This is a genomic window from Falsiroseomonas sp. (assembly GCF_051860665.1).
In the GTDB taxonomy this organism is placed as follows: domain Bacteria; phylum Pseudomonadota; class Alphaproteobacteria; order Acetobacterales; family Acetobacteraceae; genus Falsiroseomonas.
Genome location: NZ_JBHYDM010000002.1, coordinates 105,551 through 127,890, shown reverse-complemented (window position 1 = coordinate 127,890; position 22,340 = coordinate 105,551). Strand labels below are relative to the sequence as shown.

18 protein-coding genes are annotated in these 22,340 nt (G+C 72.0%); 9 read left to right on the top strand and 9 right to left on the bottom strand.

Going from position 1 to position 22,340, the window contains the following annotated elements:
• Positions 1–64: 64 nt before the first annotated feature.
• Together tsf and rpsB are read right to left on the bottom strand one after the other, a co-directional pair.
• Positions 65–973, bottom strand: coding sequence for a translation elongation factor Ts (gene tsf / locus ACTIF1_RS02380; RefSeq protein WP_439594764.1), 909 nt, complete (start codon positions 971–973; stop codon positions 65–67).
• 128 nt (positions 974–1,101) lie between these two features.
• A complete protein-coding gene (rpsB, locus tag ACTIF1_RS02375; RefSeq protein ID WP_439594763.1) occupies positions 1,102–1,938 on the bottom strand; it encodes a 30S ribosomal protein S2 in 837 nt (278 codons plus the stop codon).
• Between the two features lie 281 nt (positions 1,939–2,219).
• Here rpsB and ACTIF1_RS02370 point away from each other — a divergent pair, with 281 nt between their 5' ends.
• The 3 genes from ACTIF1_RS02370 to ACTIF1_RS02360 all read left to right on the top strand — a co-directional run bounded on the left by ACTIF1_RS02370 (position 2,220) and on the right by ACTIF1_RS02360 (position 7,856).
• Entirely contained in the window at positions 2,220–4,553 is a 2,334-nt protein-coding gene (locus tag ACTIF1_RS02370; protein WP_439594762.1) for a glycosyltransferase, read from the top strand.
• 133 nt (positions 4,554–4,686) lie between these two features.
• Complete coding sequence (locus tag ACTIF1_RS02365; RefSeq protein WP_439594761.1) at positions 4,687–5,859, top strand: glycosyltransferase; 1,173 nt, start codon at positions 4,687–4,689, stop codon at positions 5,857–5,859.
• The gene (locus ACTIF1_RS02360) at positions 5,856–7,856 is read left to right on the top strand and encodes a DUF6212 domain-containing protein (protein ID WP_439594760.1); all 2,001 of its coding nucleotides are present in this window, start codon (positions 5,856–5,858) and stop codon (positions 7,854–7,856) included. The genes ACTIF1_RS02365 and ACTIF1_RS02360 overlap by 4 nt, the downstream gene beginning before the upstream one ends.
• A 14-nt stretch (positions 7,857–7,870) precedes the next feature.
• Here the strand turns inward: ACTIF1_RS02360 and ACTIF1_RS02355 are convergent, their stop codons facing one another.
• The 3 genes from ACTIF1_RS02355 to cysN are packed head-to-tail and all read right to left on the bottom strand — an operon-like array spanning position 7,871 to position 11,350.
• Positions 7,871–8,689 (bottom strand): hypothetical protein, encoded by an 819-nt coding sequence (locus ACTIF1_RS02355; RefSeq protein WP_439594759.1) that lies wholly within the window; start codon positions 8,687–8,689, stop codon positions 7,871–7,873.
• Positions 8,686–9,474 carry a sulfotransferase gene (locus tag ACTIF1_RS02350; protein WP_439594758.1) on the bottom strand — a complete coding sequence of 263 codons (789 nt, stop codon included), beginning with the start codon at positions 9,472–9,474 and terminating at the stop codon, positions 8,686–8,688. The genes ACTIF1_RS02355 and ACTIF1_RS02350 overlap by 4 nt, the downstream gene beginning before the upstream one ends.
• A gap of 4 nt (positions 9,475–9,478) precedes the next feature.
• Positions 9,479–11,350 (bottom strand): sulfate adenylyltransferase subunit CysN, encoded by a 1,872-nt coding sequence (cysN, locus tag ACTIF1_RS02345; RefSeq protein WP_439594757.1) that lies wholly within the window; start codon positions 11,348–11,350, stop codon positions 9,479–9,481.
• A 115-nt stretch (positions 11,351–11,465) separates the two neighbouring features.
• Here cysN and cysQ point away from each other — a divergent pair, with 115 nt between their 5' ends.
• Positions 11,466–12,251: a 3'(2'),5'-bisphosphate nucleotidase CysQ gene (gene cysQ, locus ACTIF1_RS02340; RefSeq protein WP_439594756.1), complete on the top strand. Its 786-nt coding sequence runs from the start codon at positions 11,466–11,468 to the stop codon at positions 12,249–12,251.
• Here the strand turns inward: cysQ and ACTIF1_RS02335 are convergent.
• Entirely contained in the window at positions 12,248–13,129 is an 882-nt protein-coding gene (locus tag ACTIF1_RS02335) for a beta-1,6-N-acetylglucosaminyltransferase (protein ID WP_439594979.1), read from the bottom strand. The genes cysQ and ACTIF1_RS02335 overlap by 4 nt on opposite strands.
• Before the next feature lie 24 nt (positions 13,130–13,153).
• Complete coding sequence (locus ACTIF1_RS02330) at positions 13,154–14,014, bottom strand: polysaccharide pyruvyl transferase family protein (RefSeq protein WP_439594755.1); 861 nt, start codon at positions 14,012–14,014, stop codon at positions 13,154–13,156.
• A 252-nt stretch (positions 14,015–14,266) separates the two neighbouring features.
• On the opposite strand from ACTIF1_RS02330, the gene ACTIF1_RS02325 reads away from it, so the two are divergent.
• The 5 genes from ACTIF1_RS02325 to ACTIF1_RS02305 all read left to right on the top strand — a co-directional run bounded on the left by ACTIF1_RS02325 (position 14,267) and on the right by ACTIF1_RS02305 (position 20,363).
• The gene (locus ACTIF1_RS02325; RefSeq protein WP_439594754.1) at positions 14,267–15,340 is read left to right on the top strand and encodes a polysaccharide pyruvyl transferase family protein; all 1,074 of its coding nucleotides are present in this window, start codon (positions 14,267–14,269) and stop codon (positions 15,338–15,340) included.
• Between the two features lie 138 nt (positions 15,341–15,478).
• Entirely contained in the window at positions 15,479–17,002 is a 1,524-nt protein-coding gene (locus ACTIF1_RS02320; protein WP_439594753.1) for a hypothetical protein, read from the top strand.
• On the top strand, positions 16,995–18,275 hold the full coding sequence (locus ACTIF1_RS02315) for a glycosyltransferase (RefSeq protein ID WP_439594752.1): 1,281 nt from the start codon (positions 16,995–16,997) through the stop codon (positions 18,273–18,275). Before ACTIF1_RS02320 ends, ACTIF1_RS02315 begins: the two co-directional genes overlap by 8 nt.
• A 20-nt stretch (positions 18,276–18,295) precedes the next feature.
• The gene (locus tag ACTIF1_RS02310) at positions 18,296–19,354 is read left to right on the top strand and encodes a glycosyltransferase family 4 protein (protein ID WP_439594751.1); all 1,059 of its coding nucleotides are present in this window, start codon (positions 18,296–18,298) and stop codon (positions 19,352–19,354) included.
• 67 nt (positions 19,355–19,421) lie between these two features.
• Positions 19,422–20,363: an alpha/beta fold hydrolase gene (locus tag ACTIF1_RS02305; RefSeq protein WP_439594750.1), complete on the top strand. Its 942-nt coding sequence runs from the start codon at positions 19,422–19,424 to the stop codon at positions 20,361–20,363.
• A gap of 60 nt (positions 20,364–20,423) precedes the next feature.
• Here the strand turns inward: ACTIF1_RS02305 and ACTIF1_RS02300 are convergent, their stop codons facing one another.
• Together ACTIF1_RS02300 and ACTIF1_RS02295 are read right to left on the bottom strand one after the other, a co-directional pair.
• Positions 20,424–21,587: a hypothetical protein gene (locus ACTIF1_RS02300; protein WP_439594749.1), complete on the bottom strand. Its 1,164-nt coding sequence runs from the start codon at positions 21,585–21,587 to the stop codon at positions 20,424–20,426.
• The gene (locus ACTIF1_RS02295) at positions 21,587–22,321 is read right to left on the bottom strand and encodes a hypothetical protein (protein WP_439594748.1); all 735 of its coding nucleotides are present in this window, start codon (positions 22,319–22,321) and stop codon (positions 21,587–21,589) included. The genes ACTIF1_RS02300 and ACTIF1_RS02295 overlap by 1 nt, the downstream gene beginning before the upstream one ends.
• Between the last annotated feature and the right edge of the window lie 19 nt (positions 22,322–22,340).

Sequence of the window (22,340 nt, the reverse complement as noted above, 5' to 3'; positions counted from 1 at the left end):
GGGACAGGAGCGGGATCGCGGGCGCGCGGGCGAACCGGCCGCCCGCGGGCGGCCGGGCGGGGCCTCAGCCCTTGGCGGCGGCGGCCACTTCGGCGGCGAAGTCGGTCGCCACCTTCTCGATGCCCTCGCCCAGGTGGAAGCGGGCGAAGCCGGTCAGCTCGCCACCGGCCTTCTTGACCACTTCCTTCACGCGGCTCTCGCCGTCATGCACCCAGACCTGCTCCAGCAGCACCACTTCCTCGTAGTACTTGCGGATGCGGCCCTCGATCATCTTCTCGACGATCTCGGGCTTCTTGCCGGAGGTGGCGGCCTGCTCGCGCAGCACCGCCTTCTCGCGCTCCAGCGCCGAGGGGTCGACGGCGGAGACATCGAGCGCCTCCGGCCGGGTCGCGGCGACATGCATGCCGATCTGGCGGCCGAGCGCCTCCAGCGCCTCGATCTCGTTCTCGGCCTGCAGCGCCACCAGCACGCCGATCTTGCCGAGGCCCGGCTTCACCGCATTGTGCATATAGGTGGCGACGGTGCCGGAGGAGACGCGCAGCACCTTGGCGCGGCGGATCGACATGTTCTCGCCGATCGTGGCGATCAGGCGGGTCAGCTCCTCCTGCGTGGAGTGCGTGGTGCCCGGATAGGTCGCCGCCTTCAGCGCCTCGATGTCGTCTCCGACCGAAAGGGCCAGGCCCGCCACCTCGGCCACGAAGGCCTGGAAGGCATCGTTGCGGGCGACGAAGTCGGTCTCGGCATTCACCTCGACCATGGCGGCGACATTGGGGCCGGAGGCAACGCCCACCAGGCCCTCGGCGGCGACGCGGCCGGACTTCTTGGCGGCGGCCGAGAGGCCCTTCTTGCGCAGCCAGTCGATGGCGGCTTCCATGTCGCCGGCCGCCTCCACCAGCGCCTTCTTGCAGTCCATCATGCCGGCGCCGGTCTTCTCGCGCAGCTCGCGCACCATCGCCGCGGTGATCTCGGCCATATCGATCATCCCCATCGCATCACGGCCGCACCAGGGTGTCCCCAGAGGACCCCGCAGCGCGGCTTTTTTCCAATTGCCCGGCCCAGCGGCCCGGCCTTTCCCCCCGGCGGGGCCGGGGGGCGCGCAGATCAGGCGGCCGGCGCATCCTTGGCGGGCTCGGCCGCCAGCTCGGCGCTGATCTCGGCGGCCACCGCCTCGGGCAGCACATCGGCGACGTCGGGCAGCGCCTCGGGTGCCAGCTCCTCGGCCGCGCCGAGGTCGGCGCCGGAGGAGCCGAGCTCGGCCGAGATGCCGTCCAGCACCGCGCCGGCGACCATGTCGCAGTACAGGTGGATGGCGCGGATCGCATCGTCATTGCCCGGGATCGGATAGGCGATGCCCATCGGATCCGCATTGCTGTCGACCACGGCGACCACCGGGATGCCGAGCTTGTTGGCCTCCTCGATCGCCAGCTTCTCCTTCACCGTGTCGATGACGAAGATGATGTCCGGCAGGCCGCCCATGTCCTTGATGCCGCCGAGCGCGCGGTCGAGCTTCTCACGCTCCCGCGTCAGCATCAGGACTTCCTTCTTGGTGAGGCCCTGGATGTTGCCGCCGAGCTGCTCTTCCATCTGCTTCAGGCGCTTGATGCTGCCCTGGATGGTCTTCCAGTTGGTCAGCATGCCGCCCAGCCAGCGGTGGTTCACGTAGTACTGGCCGCAGCGCGCGGCGCTTTCGGCGACGTAGTCGGCGGCGGCCTTCTTGGTGCCGACCAGCAGCACGCGGCCACCGGCAGCCACCACGTCACGGATAGCGCGCAGGGCGCGGTCCATCATCGGCACGGTCTGCTGCAGGTCCAGGATATGGACCTGGTTGCGCACGCCGAAGATATAGGGCGCCATCCGGGGGTTCCAGCGGCGGGTGTGGTGGCCGAAGTGAACGCCGGCCTCGAGCAGGCCGCGCAGGGTGACGTCGGGCATCGCCATCGGCGAAATCCTTTCTTCTTCCAGTGGTCCGGTTGAGCCTCCGCGCTGCCGCCCCCGCCCGTCAGACCGAAGGGAGGGGACCGGACCTTCGGGGGAGACCCCCCGGAAGGTGCAGCGCGTGCGAATTTGCCGCCCCCCTGCATCTGCCCAGGGCCGGCGGGCGCGGTATGCCCCAGCGGGGACGCTGCTGCAACCCCGGCAGACCCTTTGCCGGGCAGGTGCTTGCCGCGCGCGGCCCCTCCCCTATCCTGGCCGCCTGCCTTCCGGACAGCCCGAGCCCCATGCGAATCCTGGTCGTCTCCCCCACGCCGAGCCATCCGCAGGATGCCGGCAACCGCGCCCGCATCCATGCCGTGCTCTCCGGGCTGAAGGCAGCCGGCCATGGCATCACGCTCTGCCTGCTAGACCGTGAGAAGGTCGCGCCCGAACACCTTGATTCCATGCGAAGTGCCTGGGACGAGCTGATCCTGGTGCCGCATGACCGCAGCCTGGAGAAGCCGAGCCTGCCCGATGGCAGCTTCGGCCTCGACGACTGGATCCAGCCGGCGCTGGAGGATGCGCTGGTCGGGCTCGCGGCGCGGCGGCCGGGCTTCGACATGGTGCTGGTGGAATATGTCTTCCTCAGCCGCGCCTTCACCTTCTTCCCGGCGCCGCACCTGCGCTTCCCGGCGCCGGTGCTGAAGGTGCTGGACACGCACGACCAGTTCGGCGGCCGCGACAAGCGGTTGCGCGCGCTGGGGCTCAATCCCTCCTTCTACTTCACGACGGAGGCGGAGGAGGCGCGCGGCTTCGGCCGGGCCGATCTCGTGCTGGCGATCCAGGACGAGGAGCGGGAAGCCTTCGACGCCTACAGCCCCAAGCCGGTGCTGACGCTGGGCCATGTCCCGGCCGAAGACCGCCCGCCCCTGGCGCCGCGCCCCCCGGATGGCCGCTTCGTCATCGGCTATCTCGGCAGTTCGAACCCGATGAATACCCGGGCGCTGGGCCGATTCCTGGCGGCGCTGGACCTGCCGGCCCTGGCCGCGGCCGGCGCCGAGCTGCGCATCGCCGGCAGCGCCGCCGGGCACCTCGCGCCGCAGCCGGGCCTGACGCTGCTCGGCCCCGTGGCCGATCCGGACGAGCTCTATGCGACGGTCGACCTGGTGGTGAACCCGCATGAGGGCGGCACCGGGCTGAAGATCAAGACGGTGGAGGCCCTGGCGCGCGGCCGACCAGTGGCCGGCACGGCGGAGGCTTTTGCGGGGCTCGCGCCGCAGCTGCCCTTCCAGGCCGCGGCGGATGCCCCGGCGCTGGCCGCCCTGGTGCAGCGCCTGGTGGCGGAGCCGGCGCTGCGGCCGGGGCTGGCCCGGGATTCGGCGCGACTCTGGCAGGGCTATGCCGCCCGGGTGGCGGCGGAACAGCGCCACCTGGCCAGCCCGGCGGAGCTGCGCCTGGCGATGCAGCGGCCGCGCACCCTGCTGGTGACCGACCTGCGCTTCTGGGAGGAGCGGCTGGGCAACCACGCCCGCATCGCCTCCCTCGCCCGCGCGGCGCGGTCCGAGATGGACCTCGACCTCTTCTTCCTGGGCACCATGTCCGAGACCGAGCAGGACCGTGCCCGGAAGATCCTGGGCGGAAGGTGCCGCCTCTTCCCCACCGGGCCGCTGCCGGCGACGCCGGAAGCGATCCTGCCCAAGGGGCTGACGCCTTTCGAACGCCGCTCCACCATCGCCGCCGCCCTGCCGCTCTTCGCCCGGCACCTGGCGGAGAACCCGCCGGATGCGGTGGTGCTGGAGTATATCCGCCTGTCCTACCTGCGGCACGCCATCGCCCAGCCGGTGCTGAAGGTGCTGGACACGCACGACATCATGTCGCTGCGGGCGCGCAACTTCGCCCATTTCGGCCGCCGCCACTTCATCGAGATCAGCGTGCAGGAGGAGCTGCGGATCCTCTCGGACTTCGACCAGCTGCTGGCCATCCAGCAGGACGAATTCGCCTGGCTCGAAGCCCTGCTGCCCGGCCGCGTGCTGCTTGCGCCGCATGTGGTGCCGCTGGTGCCGCGCGCCGCCGGCAGTGCGGAAGGCCCTGTGCGGATCGGCTTCCTGGGCGGCGACAGCCCGATGAACCGGGATGGCCTCGCCTGGCTGCTGGACCAGGTCTGGCCCGCCATCGCGCCGCTGGGGGCGGAGCTGCATGTGGCCGGCCAAGTCTCCGCCGCCGTGCCGCCGGGCCGCGCGGGCGTGGTGGCGCATGGGATGGTCGAGCGGCCGGAGGAATTCCTGGCGAGGCTCGATATCGGCGTGAACCCGGTCTTCTACGGCGGCGGGCTGAAGATCAAGACGGTGGAGTATCTCTGCCACGGCCTGCCGAGCGTGCTGACGGCGGAGGCGCTCTACGGCCTCAGCGGCGGCGCCGGCACCGCCTATGCCCTGGCCGAGGACCGCGCCGGCTTCGTCGCCGCCCTGGCGGAACTGGTGCTGGACCCCACGGCGCGGGCGCGCATGGGCGATGCGGCGCAGGCCTTCGGCCGGCGCCATTTCGGCCCGGCGGCGCTGGCGCCGGCCATGCGCAGCCTGGCGGGCCTGGCGCGCGGCATTCCCCGCCCGGCGGCCCGCCCCCGCGCCGCAGGCGCCTGACTTGGCGCCCCCGGCGCCGCAGGCGCCTGACTTGGCGCCAACGCCGGGGCTGCGCTAAGGGACAGGCAAGATTGGCAACAGGGTCGGGAACTCAGATGGGCCGCAGCCCACAGGCGCCGCTGAGGCTGGCCGGATGACCCCGCCGCCGGCCGGGCGCCTCGCCCATCTCCTCATCCTGCTGCCCTCCACCCGCCTTGGCGGCACCGAGGGCCATACGCTGCAACTGGCCGCGCGGCTGGCGGCGCAGCCGGGCCTGCGCGTGAGCCTGGCCGCCGAGGCCGCGCTGCTGCCCGAACTGGCCGCCGCGCTGCCCCCCGGCCCCGCGCCGGCGCTGCACCCGGCGCCGATCGGCTGGGGCGGCCGGGTGCCGACGCCGGAGGAGATCGCCGGCCAGAAGGCCGCCGCCGCCGCGCTGATCGCGCGCCTCGCCCCCGATATCCTGCTGATCCCCCTGCCCTGGCCCAATGCCGGCCTCGGCCTGCTGCGCGCCGCCCCTGGCCTGCCGCGGCTGGCGGTGCTGCACCTGGTGCCGGAGGCGCCGCCGGCCGGGCTGGCGGAGGCGCTGGAGGGACTGGCGGTCCGGGAGATGGCCTGGTGCGCCGTCTCCGCCGCCGGCGCGCGCCGGGCCGAGGGCTTCTTCGGCCTGCCGCCGCTGGCCTGCGCACAGATCGACAACCCCGCCCCGCCACCACCGCGGGCGGATCGCGCCCTGGCCCGCGCTGCGCTGCGTGCCGCACTCGGCCTGCATGCGGATGCGCCGCTGATCCTCTTCGTCGGCCGGCTGGAAAAGGCCAAGGGCGCGCATCTGCTGCCGGAGATCGCGACCTCCGCCGGGATGACGCTGGCCTGCGCCGGCAGCGGTCCGCTGCGCCCCCTGCTGGACCGCCAGGCGGCGGCGGATGCGGAGGGGCGGCTGCGGCTGCTCGGCCAGCTGGCCGATCCGGAAGCCTGGTACCTGGCCGCCGATGCGCTGGTGCTGCCCTCGGTGCTGGAGGGGATGCCGCTGGTCTTCCTGGAGGCGGCGGCCGCCGGCTGCCCCGTTGTGGCAACGGCCTCCGCGCTGGAGGGTCTCGGCCCCGCGGCGCCCGACCTCGCCCGGCTGGTGCCGAGGCCGGAGGCCGCGCCCTTTGCCGCGGCCCTGCGCGACCTGCTGGCGGACCCGGAAGGCGCCGCCGCCCTGGCCGGGCGCGCCCGGGCCGAGGCGGCGCGCCGGTCCTGGGACCGCATCCTGCCCGAATGGCTCGGCCTGCTGCGCGCCGCCGCGGCACGCCGGCCGATGGCCCGCAATCCGGAGACGCCCGCATGACCGCATTCCTGATCGGCGCGGCCGAGCGCGCCGCCCTGGCCGCCGGCCAGCCCGCCGTGGTCGCCCCGCCCGGCATGCTGGGGCTGGAGCGGCTGCCCATGGCGGTGCTGCGCCCGGTGCAGGGGGTGCTGCGGCAGGATGGCACGCCGGATGGTGCGGCGGAGCCGCTGCCCGCCGGCCTGCGCCCCTTGGCCATCCTGGCCGCGGATGCGGCCGGCGCGGCGGAGCTGGCGGCCGGCCTGCCCCCCGGCCTGCCCCAGGTGACCGGCAACAACCCCCTGCCCGCCCTGCTGGAACTGGCCATGCAGGCGCTGGCGATGTCGGAGGCCGCGCGGCTGCGGCTGCAGGCCGCGGCCGTCGGCCAGCCCGCTGCGCGGCAGCGGGTGATCGACCTGCCGCCCGCCCCCCTGGCGCCGCCGCCGCCCGCCCGCGTCACCCAGCATCTGGGTCGCCCGGCTGAGGGGTTTTGCGCCCTGTCGCTGCATCTCGCCGCCGTCCATGCCGGCCCGGCCAGCCTGCTGCGGGTGCGGCTGCTGGCCGGCGGGCGCGTGCTGGGCGCCTGGGCGGTGCCGGGGCCGGATCTCGCCCCCGGCTGGCTGGCGCTCGACCTGCCGGAGCCGGCGCCGCCCGGCGCGGCAGAGGCGGTGCTGGAGGTGGCGGCCGAGGTCGCCGCCAGCGACATTCTTCAACTCTCCGCCGCCGGCGATGGGGCCCTGGCGCCGCTGGCGCTGAGGGCGGAGACGGCGGCGCCGCATCACCTGGCGCTGCCGCGCCATTTCGACTGGGCGGCGCGCGACCTGCCCGCCCCCACCGCCGGCCTGGCCATGCCCCTGCCGGAGGCCGCCTGGGCGGCGGCGGTGGTGGAGGGCGCCGAATCCCGCATGGTGGCGGCGGGTGGTGAGGCGCCACGGATGCTGCTGGAGCTGGAGCCCGGCAGCACCGCGCAGCTGCGCCTGCCCAGCCTGCCGCCCGGCGCCGCCGACCTCGCCTTGGCGGAGCTGGCCTGCCGGCTGGGCGATGCGGCGGGCCTGCAGGTGGCGCTGAGCGCGGGGCCGGAATCGGGCCCCACCCGTGACAGCGGCTGGCGGATCCCGGATGCGACCGGGGCGCTGCGCATCGCCCTGCCGCTGCCGGCGGGCCTCGGCGGCGCGCTGCGGCTCGGCCTCGCGCTGCGCAACCGGGGCACGGCGGCGCTGACGGTGGAGGTCTCCGCCCTGGCGCTGATGGCCGGCGCCGCCGGGGCACCGCGGCGCCTGCTGCCGGAGGCCGGGCGGCCCGGCACGACATCGCAGCCCGCGCGGCTTTCGGTGCCGCTGCCCGGCACGGTCCCCGCGCCGCTCTCGCCCGATCCGGTGCCGCCGGCCGTGGGCCTGGCTGGACCGCCGCCACGCGCCGCCGCCACGCAGCCGCCGCTGGCCGGTGGCGAGGCCGGCGGCCCGCTGCCGCCGCCGGCGCCGGCCACCACGCCGATGACCCTGGCCGCGCCGATGCCGGTGCTGGCCGGCGACATGCCGCCGGGCGGGGCGGATTTCCAGGACATCAAGCTGCACCAGCACACGGCCAATGCCGATGGCACCTACCGCCATGTCGATCTCGGCCTGACCGGACTGGTCTCGGCGGCCGGCGTCTGGCGGGAGGTGCGGCTGAAGCTCTTCGAGCGGCGCGGCACCGTCGGTCTGGAATTCCGCCGCATCAAGGGCTGGCCGAATATGTTCGAGACCTGGCCGAAGGGCGGCAGCGACCAGTTCGGCCCCTATTTCCGGCTGGAGACGGAGGGCACGGCGGAGGCGATGGCCCAGCTCACCTCGCCGCAGGACCGGGCCATGATGGCGGCGCTGCTGGAGGTGCTGCCCGCCCTGGTGCGCCGCGCCGCGCGCCTGGCCGGGCTGCCGGCGGAGGAGCAGGAGGGCTGGGGCGAGCGCGGCCGAGCCCTGGCCAGCGCCGTGGAGGCCAGCCGCCCCGGCGCCCCGCGCGCCGGCATGGTCGGCCCCGGCTGACGCCTTCGCCGACCTCAGCCGAGGTCGGCTAGCCAGGCTTCCAGCCGGCGCGTGACGGAGTCCCAGCGCGCGCCGAAATAGCGATAGATGGCGAGGTCGAGGCCATTCGCCTCGGCGATGCGCGCGGCCAGCACGGGGTCGGCGAGGCGTGCGGCGATTTCCGCCCGCTCCGCCGCGGCCGCCGCATTCACGCGCAGCCGCGCGGCCGGCGCGCGGGGCGCGGCCAGCAGCGCCGTGAGTGCCCGGAAAGCCAGCGCATAGCTCTCCTGCAGGCCAAGGAAGGCGTAGTGCGCCTCGATATGCGCGATGGCCGCGGCGGCGTCCCCGGCATCCAGGATCGGCCTGGGCACCAGGTGGCGGGCGGCGCGATTGCGCTGGCCGGGCAGGTCCAGGAAGGCGTCGAAATCCGGGATGCGGCGGCGCACCTCCTCGGCCAGCGGATGCATCGGGGACCGCTGGTAGAGATAATCCGAGACCAGCCGGGCCGCGGGGTCCCGCAGCATGGTGAAGAGCCGCGTGCCCGGCACGCCCTGCATCAGCCGCGCCACCTGGCGCTGCTGCACATGGCCGGAGGCGAAGCGGAAGGGCGTTTTCGCGAAGGCCTCCAGCGCCTGTTCCACCACGGTGTCGTAGCGCGCGAGCGCCGGGCGGCTGCGATCGAGATGGTCGATATGCAGGCTGCGATAGGGCGCCACATCCGTCGCGATCTCCGCCGCGAGCGAGGAGCCGGCGGTCTTCGGCACATGCACGAAAAGCCAGAGCGGCGGCGCCGGATGGGCGCTGGCGCGCCATGTCGAAAAATCGCCGGTGAAGAAGGCCTGGAGCGGCGTCATCCCAGCACGGCGCGCAGCGCCGGGGTTGCGGTGCGCAGCGCCTCCGCGAAATGGTCGTAGAGCGCCGCATCCATCGGGTTCAGCGCACGGATGCGCGCGGCCGTCGCGGCATCCACCGCATCCGTGCCGTCCTCATCCATGTTCACATTGGCCCGGATCTGCGGCGCCTGCTGCCGGCCCGCCAAGGCGGTGATGGCGCGGAAGGACAGGTCGTACATTTCCTGGATGCCGACGAAGGCGAAGCAGCGCGCGACGTGCTCGATGGCGGCCGCCGTATCGCCGCGGGCCAGGATCTCCTGCGGCACCAGGTGCAGCGCCGACTTGTCCATCTCCCAGCGCAGCGCGAGATAGGCGTCCAGATCCGGCACGCGCTGGCGGAAGGCCTCGAAGCCGGGCTGGCGCGGGGACCGCTGGTGGCGATAGTCGGAGATCACCCGCGCCACCGGGTCGCGCAGCATGGTGATGAAGCGCGCCTGCGGCAGGCGTTCCGCGATGCGCGCGACATGGCGCGCGACGATATGGCCGGAGGCGAAGCGGATGCCGCCAGGCCCTGCCTGGTCGAGGAAGCGCTCCACCGCCTCGTCGATGCGTTCGCGGAAGCTGCGCGTGGTGTCGGTATAGTCGACATGGATATTGACGTCGGGCGGCAGGATCGCCGCGAGCTCGGCGCGCAGGGACGTGCCGGCGGTCTTCGGCACATGCACGAAGATGCAGGGCCCGGCGGTGAGGTCGGCCTCGCGCAGGAAGGCCAGGGCGCGGCCCTCGGACAACAGATGCATGGACATGGGTTCAGCCGGCCAGCAGGCGCCGCAGATGCGCCAGCACCTGGCCGGCCGCTTCCTCCGGCGTCAGGCCCGGGGTTGCGATGCGCAGTTCCGGTGCTTCGGGTGCCTCGTAAGGGCTGCTGATTCCCGTAAAGTTGCGGATCGTGCCGGCCAGGGCCTTGGCGTAGAGACCCTTGGGGTCGCGCCTGATGCAGTCCTCGATCGGCGTGTCGACGAAGACCTCGATGAACTCGCCCTCGCCCATCATCTCCCGCACCATCTGCCGCTCCGCCCGGAAGGGCGAGATGAAGGAGCAGATGACGATCAGCCCGGCATCGACGAAGAGTTTTGCCACTTCGCCGACACGGCGGATGTTCTCGACGCGGTCGGCATCGGTGAAGCCGAGGTCGCGGTTCAGCCCGTGCCGCAGGTTGTCGCCGTCCAGCGTATAGGTGTGCCGGCCCTCCGCATGCAGCGCCTGTTCCACCAGCTTGGCGATGGTGGACTTGCCGGAGCCGGAGAGGCCGGTGAACCACAGCGCCAGCGGCTTCTGGTGGTCCAGCGCCGCGCGGGCGGCCTTGTCCACCAGGAATTCCTCCGCGTGGATATTGGTGGCGCGGCGCAGGCTGAAGGCGACCATGCCGGCGCCGGCGGTGCGGTTGCTGAAGCGGTCCACCAGCACGAAGGCGCCGGTCTGGCGATTCTCCGCATAGGGGTCGAGCGGCACGCGCTGGGCGGCCGAGAGGTTGCAGAAGCCGATCTCGTTGAGGTCGAGGCGCCGCGCCGCCTGGTGTTCCAGCGTATTCACATCGACGCGGTGGCGGATGGAGGTGACGGAGACCGGCGTCCAGAGATTGCCGGAACGCATCAGGTATTGCCGGCCGGGCAGCAGCGGCTCCTCGTCCATCCACAGGATATGCGCGGCGAACTGGTCCGTCACCGCGGGGCGCTCGGCGGGCGGCACCAGCACATCGCCGCGCGCCACATCCACCTCATCCGCCAGGCAAAGGGTCACGGCATCGCCGGCCGTGGCCACCGTCTGGTCGCCATCCGGGCCGAGGATCCGGGCGATCGTGCTGGCCTTGCCGGAGGCGGCGACCACCACCGCCTCGCCGGTCGCGATGCGGCCGGAGGCGACGGTGCCCGAGAATCCGCGAAAATCCTGGCTGGGCCGGTTCACCCATTGCACGGGGAAACGGAAAGGGCGCGCCGCCGCCTCGGCCTCCGGCTCCACCTGCTCCAGATGCGCGATCAGCGTCGGTCCGCGATACCAGGGCGTATTGCCGGACTCGCCCGAGACATTGTCGCCGAAGCGCGCCGAGACGGGGATCGGCTGCATGGTGTGGAAGCCGAGCCCGGCGGCAAATCGGGAGAAATCGCCGGTGATGCGGTCGAAGACGGCCTGGTCGAAACCCACCAGGTCGATCTTGTTCACCGCCAGCACCACGTGCCGGATGCCGAGCAGCGAGCAGATATAGGCGTGGCGCCGGGTCTGGGTCAGCACGCCGCGCCGCGCATCGCACAGGATGATGGCGAGGTCGGAATTGGACGCCCCCGTCGCCATGTTGCGCGTGTACTGCTCATGCCCCGGCGTATCGGCGACGATGAAGCTGCGCCGCGGGGTGGCGAAGAAGCGGTAGGCGACATCGATGGTGATGCCCTGCTGGCGCTCCGCCTCCAGCCCATCCACCAGCAGGGCGAGGTCCACCTCCTCTCCCACCGTGCCGTGCTTGCGGCTGTCCTTGGTGATGGCCGCCAGCGTATCCTCCATGATCAGGCGGCTGTCGAAGAGCAGCCGGCCGATCAGGGTGGACTTGCCGTCGTCGACGGAGCCGCAGGTGAGGAAGCGCAGCAGGCCGCGGGAAGGCGGGATGGCGTCGTGGCGGTGGCTGTCCATGGCGGTCCGTCCGGCTCCTGATGCGCGTGGCGGGTGGCCCTGCTTGCCTTTCGGCTATCCCATGACCACCCTCGGCGCGGCAAGATGCGCCGCATGCGACAGGAACCCGACCGCAATGACCGACCACGGCCCCCTGCTGGCGCGCCTCTCCGCCATCGCCGCCGAGGCCGGCCAGCGCATCGTCGAGATCCGCGCCCGGCCGCATGACGTGCAGGCCAAGGCCGATGGCTCGCCGCTGACCGAGGCGGACCTGGCGGCGGAGGCCGTGATCGCGGCCGCCCTGCCCGCCGCCGCCCCGGGGATCGCCGTGGTGTCGGAGGAGGATGCGGCGCGGGTGACGCCGCCGCCCGGCGCCACCTTCATCCTGGTGGACCCGCTGGACGGCACGCGCGAATTCCTGGGGCCTTCCGGCGAGTTCACGGTGAACATCGCCCTGGTCGAGGCCGGGCGGCCGGTCTGTGGCGTGGTCTATGCGCCGGCGCTGGGGCGCATCTGGCGCGGCGCGGCGGGCTTCGGGGCGGAGATGGCGGCGCTGCCGCCGGGCGCCGATCCGAAGCGCGCCGCCTGGCGGCCCATCCGTGCCCGGCCGCGGCCGGCGGCGGATTGGACCGCGGTGGCCAGCCGGTCGCATATGGATCCGGAGACGGAGGCCTGGCTGGCGCGGCTGCCGATCGGCGAGCACCGGGCGATCGGCTCCTCGCTGAAATTCTGCCTGCTGGCGGAGGGGGTGGCGGATGTCTACCCGCGCTTCGGCCCCACCATGGAATGGGACACCGCCGCCGGCCAGGCGGTGCTGGAGGCCGCCGGCGGGCGGGTGGAAACGCCGGAGGGTGGGGCCTTCGCCTATGGCAAGGCGGGCGCCGGCTTCCGGAACGGGGCCTTCATCGCCTGGGGGGCCTAGGCTTCGGAATTGGCCTCGGCGTCCAGCAGGTCCAGCAGCTCGGCCGATTCCTCGGCCACCTTGCGCGTGAAAGGCTTGTTGGAGGCGCGGAGGTCGGTGATCTGCTCCGGCAGCAGGAAGACGAAGGGGCGCGGCTTGGTGTCCCAGCGGATATGGAGGGGGCTTGCCACGCGGCGCTCAGGATGCGGGACCGCCTTCATGAAGGCGGTCTGGAAGAAGCTCTCATCCGGGATGGCCGAGTAGCGGAAGTGGCGGGTGAAATCGGGATTGGCCTGGAGGAAGGCCTCGATCCGGCCCAGCGCTTCGCCGGTCAGCGACCACCACTGGCCCCCGATATGAACCGGGTTGCGCTGCAGGAACTCCGCGCGCGTCTGCAGCAGTTCGATCGCCGCCAGCAGGTCGGGCACGTCGGAAGGGGCGAGGAAGCGATCGGTGATCTGCGCCTTGAGCGTGCCCATCGTGGTGTCGGGCATGAAGATCCGCTCGGTCCTCACCCTGCGACTGTCCCTTGTCACCGGCTGGCAGGAAATCGCCTCGGTGGCGGAGCAGAGGAATTCGCGCATCCGCCGATCCGGAAAAATCGGATAGCTGTCGCCTGAGAGCAGGGTGATGCGGTGATAGGGCCTGGTGGCGCGCATCTCCGCCAGCAGGGCCAGCGTCGCCTCGATCATGGCGAAGGAGCCCCAGCGGATATTGAAGCGCCGCCGCGCCAGGTGCAGCCGCCCAGGCAGGTGCTCGATCCCGCTGGGGACGAAATCCTCCAGCGTCACCTTGGCATCGATGTGCAGATAGACGTCCCCCAGCCGCAGCAGGCGCCGGACCAGGCGCTGGCAGACCGGCGGCGCCCGATGCGCCAGGACGGCGAAACCGGCTTCCATCACCTGCGCCCCTGCCGCACCCGCTCAGGCTGCCGCGGCAAAGGACACGGTGGGGAAATGGTGCCGCAGGCTGTGGCGCCAGACGCCGAGGTTCTTGCCATAGCTGTTGTCGTGCAGCGTGCAGTCCTTGCCCAGCAGCGCCGCGCCGATGCCGACATGCAGGCGGTCCGAGACGATGGGCGGCGCGGTGCGGATCATCTCCAGGAAGCACCAGGCGGAGGTCTCCGCCTTGCCCGGCCAGGTGCCGAGGGCGAAGATTGCCGAGATATCGGCATCCGCACCGCCGATCGATCCCGCGCGTTCCACGTCACGGCGGGCGAAATAGACCTTCTCCTTCGCCTGCAGCGCGGCCAGGTCCACCTTACGGGCGGCCAGAGCCTCCTCGAAGGCCGGCTGGTAGCGCAGGGCGGCGTCGGAGGATTGCAGCAGGCGCTCCACATCCGTGTGGAAGGCCATGTCATGGCCCAGCAGCACGCGGGCCTGGGTCGCGGTTTCCGAGGCGTGGCGATAGCTTTCCACGTCGCGCGCGATCAGGGTGACGTTGCTGCCCATGCGCTGCAGCAGGTCCTCATTGCCGCGGATGGTATGCGGCAGAAGGATGATCTCCTTCGCCGTGTCGAGGAAGTTCTCGAAGGCCTTGCGGATGGTGCCATAGGCCGGGATGAAGTTGCCGCCGCCGCCCAGCAGCACCGCCTCCCCATCCACCTTGGCGCCGGGGCCGACAGCCTTGTAGCGAATACTCATCCGGTCCAGACAGTGCATGGTGGCCAGGTTGATCAGCGAATCCCCGGCATTGCCGCTGTTCGGCATGAACAGCACCGAGCGGTTCCGAAGTGGCCGCAGGACCTCCTCGACGAGCATGCGATGGAAAGGGTGGGTCATCATGGTCCCGATTGTCGCCGAGGTGGCGCCCAGCCAGCGGCAGGTCGCGGAGCGGGCGAGGCTAGCTTGGCAGCCTGGGCCAGCCAAGCCGCGCCCACGGCCCCGCCTGCCCCACAGTGCACGGCGCGGACGCTTTACTCGAACGTCCAGCTTCGACATGATGGTAAGCGGTGGAAATGCGCGAAAATGCCCTGTTTCGGGGTGCGGCCTGGGCCTTTCCGTTTCGGGACTTCCTTTTGTGCAGATGGGTGATTGATGTCTGGAATCCCTGGCGTCATCGGAACAGGGACGGTCTACCGGCCTCTCCGCTCGGACAATACCGGCAACATATTGCACGCCGTCGCTGCGCGCCGACTTTTGCAAAGCCACGTCGATCTGCCGACGATCCGCCCCTGGACCGATAAGGACCTGGAAAAGGCAAGGGGTGTCTCGCATATCGTCCTGGTCATGGCGAATGCCATCCGGCTTGGCAGCACGCAGAACAGTCTCTCGGCCTTTCATGACATCATGGCGCAGAATATCGCCAGGACCGACCAGCCGATCGTCGTCTTCGGGCTCGGCGCCCAGGCCGCCTCGGAAAGCGAGGTCAATATGACGATCCCCGAGCCCACCCTTCGCCTACTGCGTATGATCGCCGAGCGCTCGAACCGCATTGCCGTCCGCGGGGCTTTCACGGCCGAGGTGCTGGAGAAGCTGGGCATCAAGACCGCCGCCGTGGTGGGCTGCCAGTCCTGCTTCCTGAGCCTTTCGCCGAACTTTCCCCATGCGATGACCCGGCCGCTGAAAGAGGGATCGCAGATCGCCTTCAACTACACCTCGATCAGCCGAGAGGCGCCGCTGGTGAAATGGGCGTTCGAGCGCGGCTTTGACATGATCGGCCAGCAGGAAAGCCACGAGGAATTCCTGCAGGCGGACCAGCCGCCGCCCGCCGATGCCAAGATGGAGCGCTTCTTTTCCGCCCAGGGCATTTCGCCCGAATCCTATGCCGCCTATTGCAAGGCGCATTTCCGCAAGTTCTTCGACCTGGATACCTGGCTGGCCCATATGGCCCGTTACGATTTCAGCACCGGCAGCCGCTTTCACGGCAATATGTTCGCGCTCCAGGCCGGCGTGCCGGCCCTCTGGCTGCGGCATGACCGGCGGACGCAGGAGCTTTGCGACCATCTGAAGCTGCCCTCCATGCCGCTGGAGGAGGCGATGCGGATCAGGGACGCGGCCTCGCTGCGTGCCGCGGTCGATTATTCGGACTTCCTGGCCGCCTATCCGGCCCGCTATGCGCTGTTCAAGGCCTATGTGGAGGAATCGGGTCTGCCGCACCGGCTGGCCTGATGGTGGCGCGCCCCCCGTAGCACGGGCAGCGGTGCCGTTTTCCACCCGCACCGGTTGACAGGCCGCACTTAAGCCCGTTTGACGGCAGCGGGCCCGCGGCGAACCGATGGGCGGATGCGCCCGGCAGGAGGGTCTCGGGTGGTTCACCCGGTCGAGGATGAATTGCAGCTAGGCCTGGACGCGCTCGCCCCCCTGCCTGGTGGTCGCGCCCTCGCGCTCGGCTGGCTGCGCGCCCCGCAGGCGCCCGGCGCCGCCCTGGCGGTGGAGGCCGCGAGCCCCTGCCCCATCGCCCATGCCAGCTTTCACCCGCGGCCGGACCTGGCCGGGACCCAAGACGACCCGCCCGCGCAGGGTTTCGCCCTGCTGCTGGCCAGCCTCCCCGCCGAAGCACGCCTCGTGCTGCGGGCCGGGGAAGCCTCGGCCGGGCTGCCCCTGCGGGCGGAAGGCGACCTGGCCGCGGCGCTGGCCGCCCGCCCGATGCAGGCCGGCTTCGCCCTGCTGCAGGACTGCGCCAACAGCCCCGCCCTGCACCCGCTGCTGGCCGAGGGGCCGCGCCCCTTCGGCGCCTTCGCCGATTGGATCGCCCGGCTGAACCCGGTGCGCGGCAAGGTGGTCGAGGATGCCCTGGGGCTGGAGGAGGCGGAGACGCTGACCTCGCTCGCCGGCGAGGTGATGGTGGTGGTGCGCGGCAGCACCGCCTTCCCGCGCGAGGCGCTGCTGGAGGCGGTGCCCCTCGGCCTGCTGCCGGATGCCGTGACCGGGCAGACGGAAGCCGTGGCCCCGCCGCTGCTGGACTGGCAGGCGGTGGCGCTGCCGCAGGCCCTGGTCGGCTATGGCCGCATCGACCCGGCCTGGCTCGATCGCCTCTCGGTGCTCGACCTGGTGCTGCAGGTGAAGCCCCGGGGCGAGGAGGCGCATTGGCTGCGCTGCCGGCCCCGCGCCGCCACCGTGCCGGACCTGCTGGACGCCGTCTGCCGCACCACCCCCTTCGCCGAGCCGAACGAGGTCGCCGGCGTTGCCGCCCTCGCCCAGCTGCGCCTGCTGCTGGCGCGGCGGGAAGCCGCCTTCGCGCCACTGCTGGCGAGCCTGGCCGCCCAGCGCGCCGCGCCGGAGGCCGCAGGCCGCCTGCCGCGCCTTGGCCTGATCCTGGCGGCGGATGATCCGGTGGCCGCGCGGCTGTTCCAGGTGACGGCCGGGGAATTCGAGGGCCGCTGCGACCGGCTGCTGGTGATGGGCGATGCGGCGGAGGCGGTGGCCCAGGCCTTCATCCGCCGCGGCCGGCTGCCTGTTCTGGTGGGGCCCGCGGCCGTGCAGGCGCTGCGCGAGGCCGCCGGCCGCGCCGGCGTGCTGGCCGTGGAAGCGCCGCGCTTCGCGGAAGCCGTGGCCCGTGGCCGGCCGGCCGAGGCCTTCTCCCAGCCGCTGGGCGCGGCGGAGCTGGCGCGGCTGCTGGCGCTGCATGGCACGGCCGGCTGCGAATCCGCCCTTTCGGACACATTGGCGCGGCTGCTGCGCCTGCATCGCCTGCGCCCCGGCGATCCCGCCTTCCTGCCGGTGCAGCGCGGCTGGACCAGCCCGCATGCGGCGGAGCTGGTGAATGCGCATCTGGCGCGGCTCTGGTCGATCGGCCCGATTGGCGGCCGGGCGGAGATCGCGCATGGCTGAGCGGGACCGGGTCTGCATCATCGCCCATTCGCACCCGGAATTCTCCAAGGGTGGCGGCGAGCTGGCGGCCTATCGGCAGTTCGAGACGATGCGCGCGGCCGGCCGCGACGTGGTCTTCCTCGGCGCCTGCGAGGTCGGCACCCAGTATGCCGAGGCCCGCCAGATCGAGACGGTGATGCCCTTCGGGGAGGGTGAATACGTCTTCTCCTTCGCCGGGATGGCGGAGGACAAGCTGGCCTGGGAGGATGCCTTCCAGCGCCGCGTGCTGGTGGATTTCCTCGCCGCCCTCGATTGCGACGTCTACCACTTCCACCACTACTGGCGGCTCGGCGTCGACCTGATCGACGAGCTGATGGAAGCCCGCCCCGATGCACGCTTCGTCATGACGCTGCATGAGATGCTGGCGATCTGCCTGCATCACGGCCAGATGGTGAAGACCCGGGCGCGGGAGCTGTGCCGGCGCGAATCGCCGTTGCGCTGCCTGGCCTGCTTCCCCGACCAGACGCTGGAGCGCTTCGCCTATCGCAAGGCGACGCTTCTGTCCGTGCTCTCGCGCTTCGACAGCGTGATCCACCCGAGCGAATTCATCCGCGGCCGCTACCGCGACTGGGGCCTGACCGTGCCGCGCGACCCGGTGGTGGAGAACTACCTGGGGGACGCCATGCTGGCGCGCCCCCGGCGCCCGGTGGATGCGGAGGCGATGGCGCATCGCTTCGGCTTCTTCGGCCAGCCCACCTCCTTCAAGGGGCTCGACGTGCTGCTGCGCGCCCTGCCCATGGCGCTGCGCGGCAACCCGGAGATCGTGCTGACCATCTTCGGGGCGGAGCGCGAGGATGTGCTGCGGCTGTTCCCGACGCTGGAGCCGGTGGTGGAGGCCGCCGGGCCGAGCCTGACCTTCGCCGGCCGCTACGACCCGCTGGATGCGGTGGAGCTGATGGGCAGCGTCGGCTGGGTGGTGGTGCCCAGCATCTGGTGGGAGAATTCCCCGGTGGTGATCCAGGAAGCCCGCCGCGCCGGCACGCCGCTGATCGTCTCCGACATCGGCGGCATGGCGGAGAAGGTGCTGCCCGGCATCGACGGCCTGCACTTCAAGCGCGCGGCGCCGGTGGACCTGGCGCGGGTGATGACGGATGCCGCCAGCCCCGCTTTGCGCGCGGCCTGCGGCGCCAGCCTGCGGGACGTGATGGGGCGCGCCGAGTTCCTCGCGGCGCTGGATGCGGCCTATGCGCCGCGCCAGGCCGTGCAGGTGGCACTGGGCCGGGCAGCGGAGTGAACAGCGGAGTGAGCAGCGGCGTGACCAGCGGCTTGAGCGGGGCGAAGGGCGTGCAGCGCCTGGCCATCCTGATGTCCCATTCCAGCCGCACCATGGGCGGCGCGCGGCGGGACATCATCCTGGCGCGTGCGCTGCGCGCACGGGGCATCGATGCGCGCATGTTCCGCATGCATCCCGGGCCGGAGACGGAGCGGGAGATGCTGATGGACAGCGTGCCCGGCACCTTCTGCTCCTCCGATGACCCCAAGCTTCCCGTGCATCGCCAGACCAGCGCGGCGCTGCGGGCGGAGATCGCGGCCTTCGCGCCGGATGCGATCCTCTACAAGGGGCTCGGCTACGACGTGAATGCGGATGTCCAGTCCGCGCTGCCGTCCGGCACCAGGATCGGCCTGGTGATCGGCGGCGGCGTGAAGGACCCGCTGGTGCCGCAGGCCAGCCTGGTGCTCGGCGAATATCCCGAGCAGATGCAGCAGCACTTCCCCGAGCTGTTCAAGGCAAAGCGCGCCTTGGTGCTGCCGAAGTTCATCGACCTCACCGCCATCGGCGATGGCCGGCCGGTGCCGCGGCGGGAGGCGCTGCACGATATCGCCAATGTCGGCAATTTCGGCGAGACGCGGAAGAACCAGGGCGTGCTGCTGCCTTTCGCCGAACGCCATCGCGTGGTGCTGATCGGCGCCGGCCCGCTGCTGGCGCCGCTGCAGAAGGCGCATGGCGACAATCCCAACCTGACCTTCGCCGGCCACCTGCCGCAGCCCAAGGTCTTCGAGGTGCTGCGCCGATCGCGCATCATGGTGCATACCTCCACCATGGATGGCCTGCCGCGCGCGACGGTGGAGGGCATGGCCTGCGGCCTGCCGGTGATCGCCTTCCAGAAGACGATCAGCGGCGGCATCCCGCCCGGCGCCGGCCTGCTGGTCTCCGAGGCCGGGCTGCCGCATGCGGTGGAGCTGCTGCTGGCCGATGACGGCATGCGCATGCGCATGGGCCGCGCCGCGCGCCGCTATGTCGAGCGCAACCACGGCAAGGCGGCGATCGAGGCCTGCGCGGGCGAGGTGATCCGGCTGCTGTCGGAAGACTGATTGGCCTTCGCAAGGGCTTGACCCGCCCCCGCGCCGGGCGAAGCCTGGGCGCGGAGGAAACCAAGCCATGACCCAGGACGCGGACCAGCCGCCGCCGAGCCCCTATGCCGCCGCGCTGATGCCCGGCTTCCGCTACCGGCGCATCCAGACATCCGGCGCTGAGATCCTCGCCGCGATCGGCGGCGCGGGTCCGCCGCTGCTGCTGATCCACGGCAATCCGCTGACCCATGTGAGCTGGCACCGTGTGGCCGGCGATCTGGCGCGGCGCTTCACCGTGGTGGCCATGGACCTGCGCGGCTATGGAGACAGCAGCAAGCCCGAGGGCGGCGCCGACCACGCCGCCTATTCCTTCCGCGCCATGGCGCAGGACGGGGTGGAGGTGATGGCCGCGCTGGGTTTTGCCCGCTTCGGCGTGGCTGGCCACGATCGCGGCGCCCGCGTCGCGTTCCGCATGGCGCTGGATCATCCCGCGGCAGTCTCCGCCCTGGCCTCGCTGGACATCGTGCCGACCTGGCACCTGCTGTCCAATATCACCCTGGGCTGGGGGCTGGAGAGCTACCACTGGTTCTTCATGGCGCAGAAGGCGCCCTTCCCCGAGAGGCTGCTCTGCGCCGATCTCGGCTACTACATCGACTACAAGCTGAACAAGAAAGGCGTCGGGCTTTCGATCTTCGCGCCCGAGGCCTTCGCCGAATACAAGCGCTGCACCACGCCGGAGCAGGTCCATGCGGTCTGCGAGGATTACCGCGCCACCGTCACGCTGGACTACGAGATGGACCGGGCGGATTTCGGCCAGCGGCGCATCGCCTGTCCCGTGCTGGTGCTCTGGGGCAGCAACAGCCATGTCGGGCGGCACCTGGCGGTGATGGAGGCCTGGCGGCCCTGGGCGCCGGACCTGCGCGGCTGGGCGATCCCGACGGGACATTATCCGGCGGAGCAGCGGCCGGACCTGGTGCTCGGCGCCTTCCTGCCCTTCTTCGCCGGGGAGGAGCCAACGGAGGCGGTGTAGCGCCGGCCCCCACCCGGCCGCTGCGCGGCCACCCTCCCCCGTAGACGGGAGAGGGAGGCTTTAGCCTCGCTCCTTCGCCCGCGCCTGGGCCAGATCCCAGGGCAGTTGGAAAAAGATCTCGTCCCAGCCCCAGAACTGGCGAAGCGAGGTGCGCAGGGCATTCGGCGGCAGCACCGGGCGGCGGCCATCCGGCGCGGTCACCGCCAGCACCGGTGCCAGCACGCCGCGCCAGAAATCGGCGGAGAGCCAGGCATCCACCACGCTGGCATGCCGCCCCGGCGCCAGATCCGCGCGGCGCGGGGCGATGCGCATCGGCGGGGTGCCGAGGAAGATCCCCTCCTTGCCGAAGAACCGTGCCTCCGCCACCACGGAGGAGGAGACACCGACCACCGTGCGGATGGCATCCTGCGCCAGCAGCACATAGGCATTCTCCCGCGTCTCCCGGATGCGGGACAGCGGCAGGCCGACATGGTGCAGGCCAAAGCCATCCGGATTGTAGGGATGCGGCTTGAACAGCACCGGGGCTTCCGGCCCCAGCACGCCATGCAGGGGCACGGCGAAATGCGACAGGTCCAGCAGCCGGCCGTGGCGGATCAGCGCGCGGTCCACCTGGGTCTGGCCGACCAGCAGGCAAGTGGATTCGACCGGCACCCGCGGCGGCATCTTCACCGCGGTGGCCGCCAGCAGGTCGGCCCAGGGTTCGAAGACGTGATCCTCGGCGTGATGCGGCACGAGGCGCGCCAGGATCTCGGGATGGTCGGTCTGGATGGCGAAAAGCACATCCGGGCCGAAGCGATAGGGGTGGATGTTCACGTCCAGCCAGGGGATGCCGGCCAGCGTCAGCAGCCGCTTCTGCAGCTCGGTCAGCTCGAAGCCCACCACCGCCGCGGCCCCGGCGAAGGGGGCGGCAAGCCGCGCCGCGGCCTCCCGCGGCAGCTCCATCGCGTCGAAGACCGCGACCCAGCCCGCGACATCCGGCGTGACGCCGGCGGCGGCGTAGAAGCCGGGCGTGTCGAAGGCGAGCACATCGCTGCCGGGCGGGGCGATGCCCGGCTCGTCCCACAGCAGCGCCTGCACCGGCAGGCCGGTGGCATTCGCCAGGGCGCGGCGCACCAGGCGGTGGAACCACAGGATATTGCCGTTCTGGGAGGATTTGAACAGCTTGTCCTGCGGCCGCAGCAGGTCGCCCGTGACGATGATGCGCGGCGCGGTCGCCCCCTTCATCAGGCGGCGCGCTCGATCCGCAGCCAACCCAGGCCGAGGCCCAGCGCGCGGGTATCGCGCAGCGGGCCCGTCGCCGGGTCGGTGAATCGGTCGCCCGCCACTAGCAGCGTGGTGCGCGCGCCCGCCGGCAGGTCCGGCAGGATGGCGACGCCCTCGCAGGTGGCGACCGCGCCGTCCTGGGAGACCAGGCTGAGGTCGAGCTTCAGCCCATCCAGGAAGACCTCCTGCGCCGCCAGGTCGAGCGGCATGCCGAACGGGGTGCGCAGCGCCAGCGTGACGCGCAGCGCGCCGCCGCCGAGCGCCGGCAGTTGTACCGTGGCCTGCCGCGCCAGGCCGGACCAGCGCAGCGGGCCATCCGCCGTCATCTCGGCCGGGTACCAGCCGAAGCCGGTGAAGCGTTCCGCGGCCACGTCGAAGGCAACGGGGCCCGCTTCCGCCGCCACCTCCGGCCCGGCGGCGGCGCTGCGGCGCTCGGCCGGGATGAAGGGCAGCGGGTCGATGCGCATGCGCTCCGCGCGCGACAGCGCATCGGCCTCCCGCAGCTGGGCCAGCGCCTCCACCTGGGCGGAGAGGCGGGCGATCTCCTCGACGAGGAACTCGCCAAAGAGCCGCGCCTCGGGGTCCAGCCTTTCCAGGAAGGGGCCTGCGACCTCCCGCATCCGGGTCGCCTGGGCGTGCTGCAATGCCGCCTCGATCAGCGCCGCGGCGCGTCGGTCGGGGGAGAGGTCGAGCAAGGGATGATGGCCGTGCGAC

Coding starts and splice junctions, on each gene's coding strand:
- tsf (WP_439594764.1), bottom strand. CDS start 973: ATGGCCGAGATCACCGCGGCGATGGTGCGCGAGCTGCGCGAGAAGACC.
- rpsB (WP_439594763.1), bottom strand. CDS start 1,938: ATGGCGATGCCCGACGTCACCCTGCGCGGCCTGCTCGAGGCCGGCGTT.
- ACTIF1_RS02370 (WP_439594762.1), top strand. CDS start 2,220: ATGCGAATCCTGGTCGTCTCCCCCACGCCGAGCCATCCGCAGGATGCC.
- ACTIF1_RS02365 (WP_439594761.1), top strand. CDS start 4,687: ATGACCCCGCCGCCGGCCGGGCGCCTCGCCCATCTCCTCATCCTGCTG.
- ACTIF1_RS02360 (WP_439594760.1), top strand. CDS start 5,856: ATGACCGCATTCCTGATCGGCGCGGCCGAGCGCGCCGCCCTGGCCGCC.
- ACTIF1_RS02355 (WP_439594759.1), bottom strand. CDS start 8,689: ATGACGCCGCTCCAGGCCTTCTTCACCGGCGATTTTTCGACATGGCGC.
- ACTIF1_RS02350 (WP_439594758.1), bottom strand. CDS start 9,474: ATGTCCATGCATCTGTTGTCCGAGGGCCGCGCCCTGGCCTTCCTGCGC.
- cysN (WP_439594757.1), bottom strand. CDS start 11,350: ATGGACAGCCACCGCCACGACGCCATCCCGCCTTCCCGCGGCCTGCTG.
- cysQ (WP_439594756.1), top strand. CDS start 11,466: ATGACCGACCACGGCCCCCTGCTGGCGCGCCTCTCCGCCATCGCCGCC.
- ACTIF1_RS02335 (WP_439594979.1), bottom strand. CDS start 13,129: ATGGAAGCCGGTTTCGCCGTCCTGGCGCATCGGGCGCCGCCGGTCTGC.
- ACTIF1_RS02330 (WP_439594755.1), bottom strand. CDS start 14,014: ATGATGACCCACCCTTTCCATCGCATGCTCGTCGAGGAGGTCCTGCGG.
- ACTIF1_RS02325 (WP_439594754.1), top strand. CDS start 14,267: ATGTCTGGAATCCCTGGCGTCATCGGAACAGGGACGGTCTACCGGCCT.
- ACTIF1_RS02315 (WP_439594752.1), top strand. CDS start 16,995: ATGGCTGAGCGGGACCGGGTCTGCATCATCGCCCATTCGCACCCGGAA.
- ACTIF1_RS02305 (WP_439594750.1), top strand. CDS start 19,422: ATGACCCAGGACGCGGACCAGCCGCCGCCGAGCCCCTATGCCGCCGCG.
- ACTIF1_RS02300 (WP_439594749.1), bottom strand. CDS start 21,587: ATGAAGGGGGCGACCGCGCCGCGCATCATCGTCACGGGCGACCTGCTG.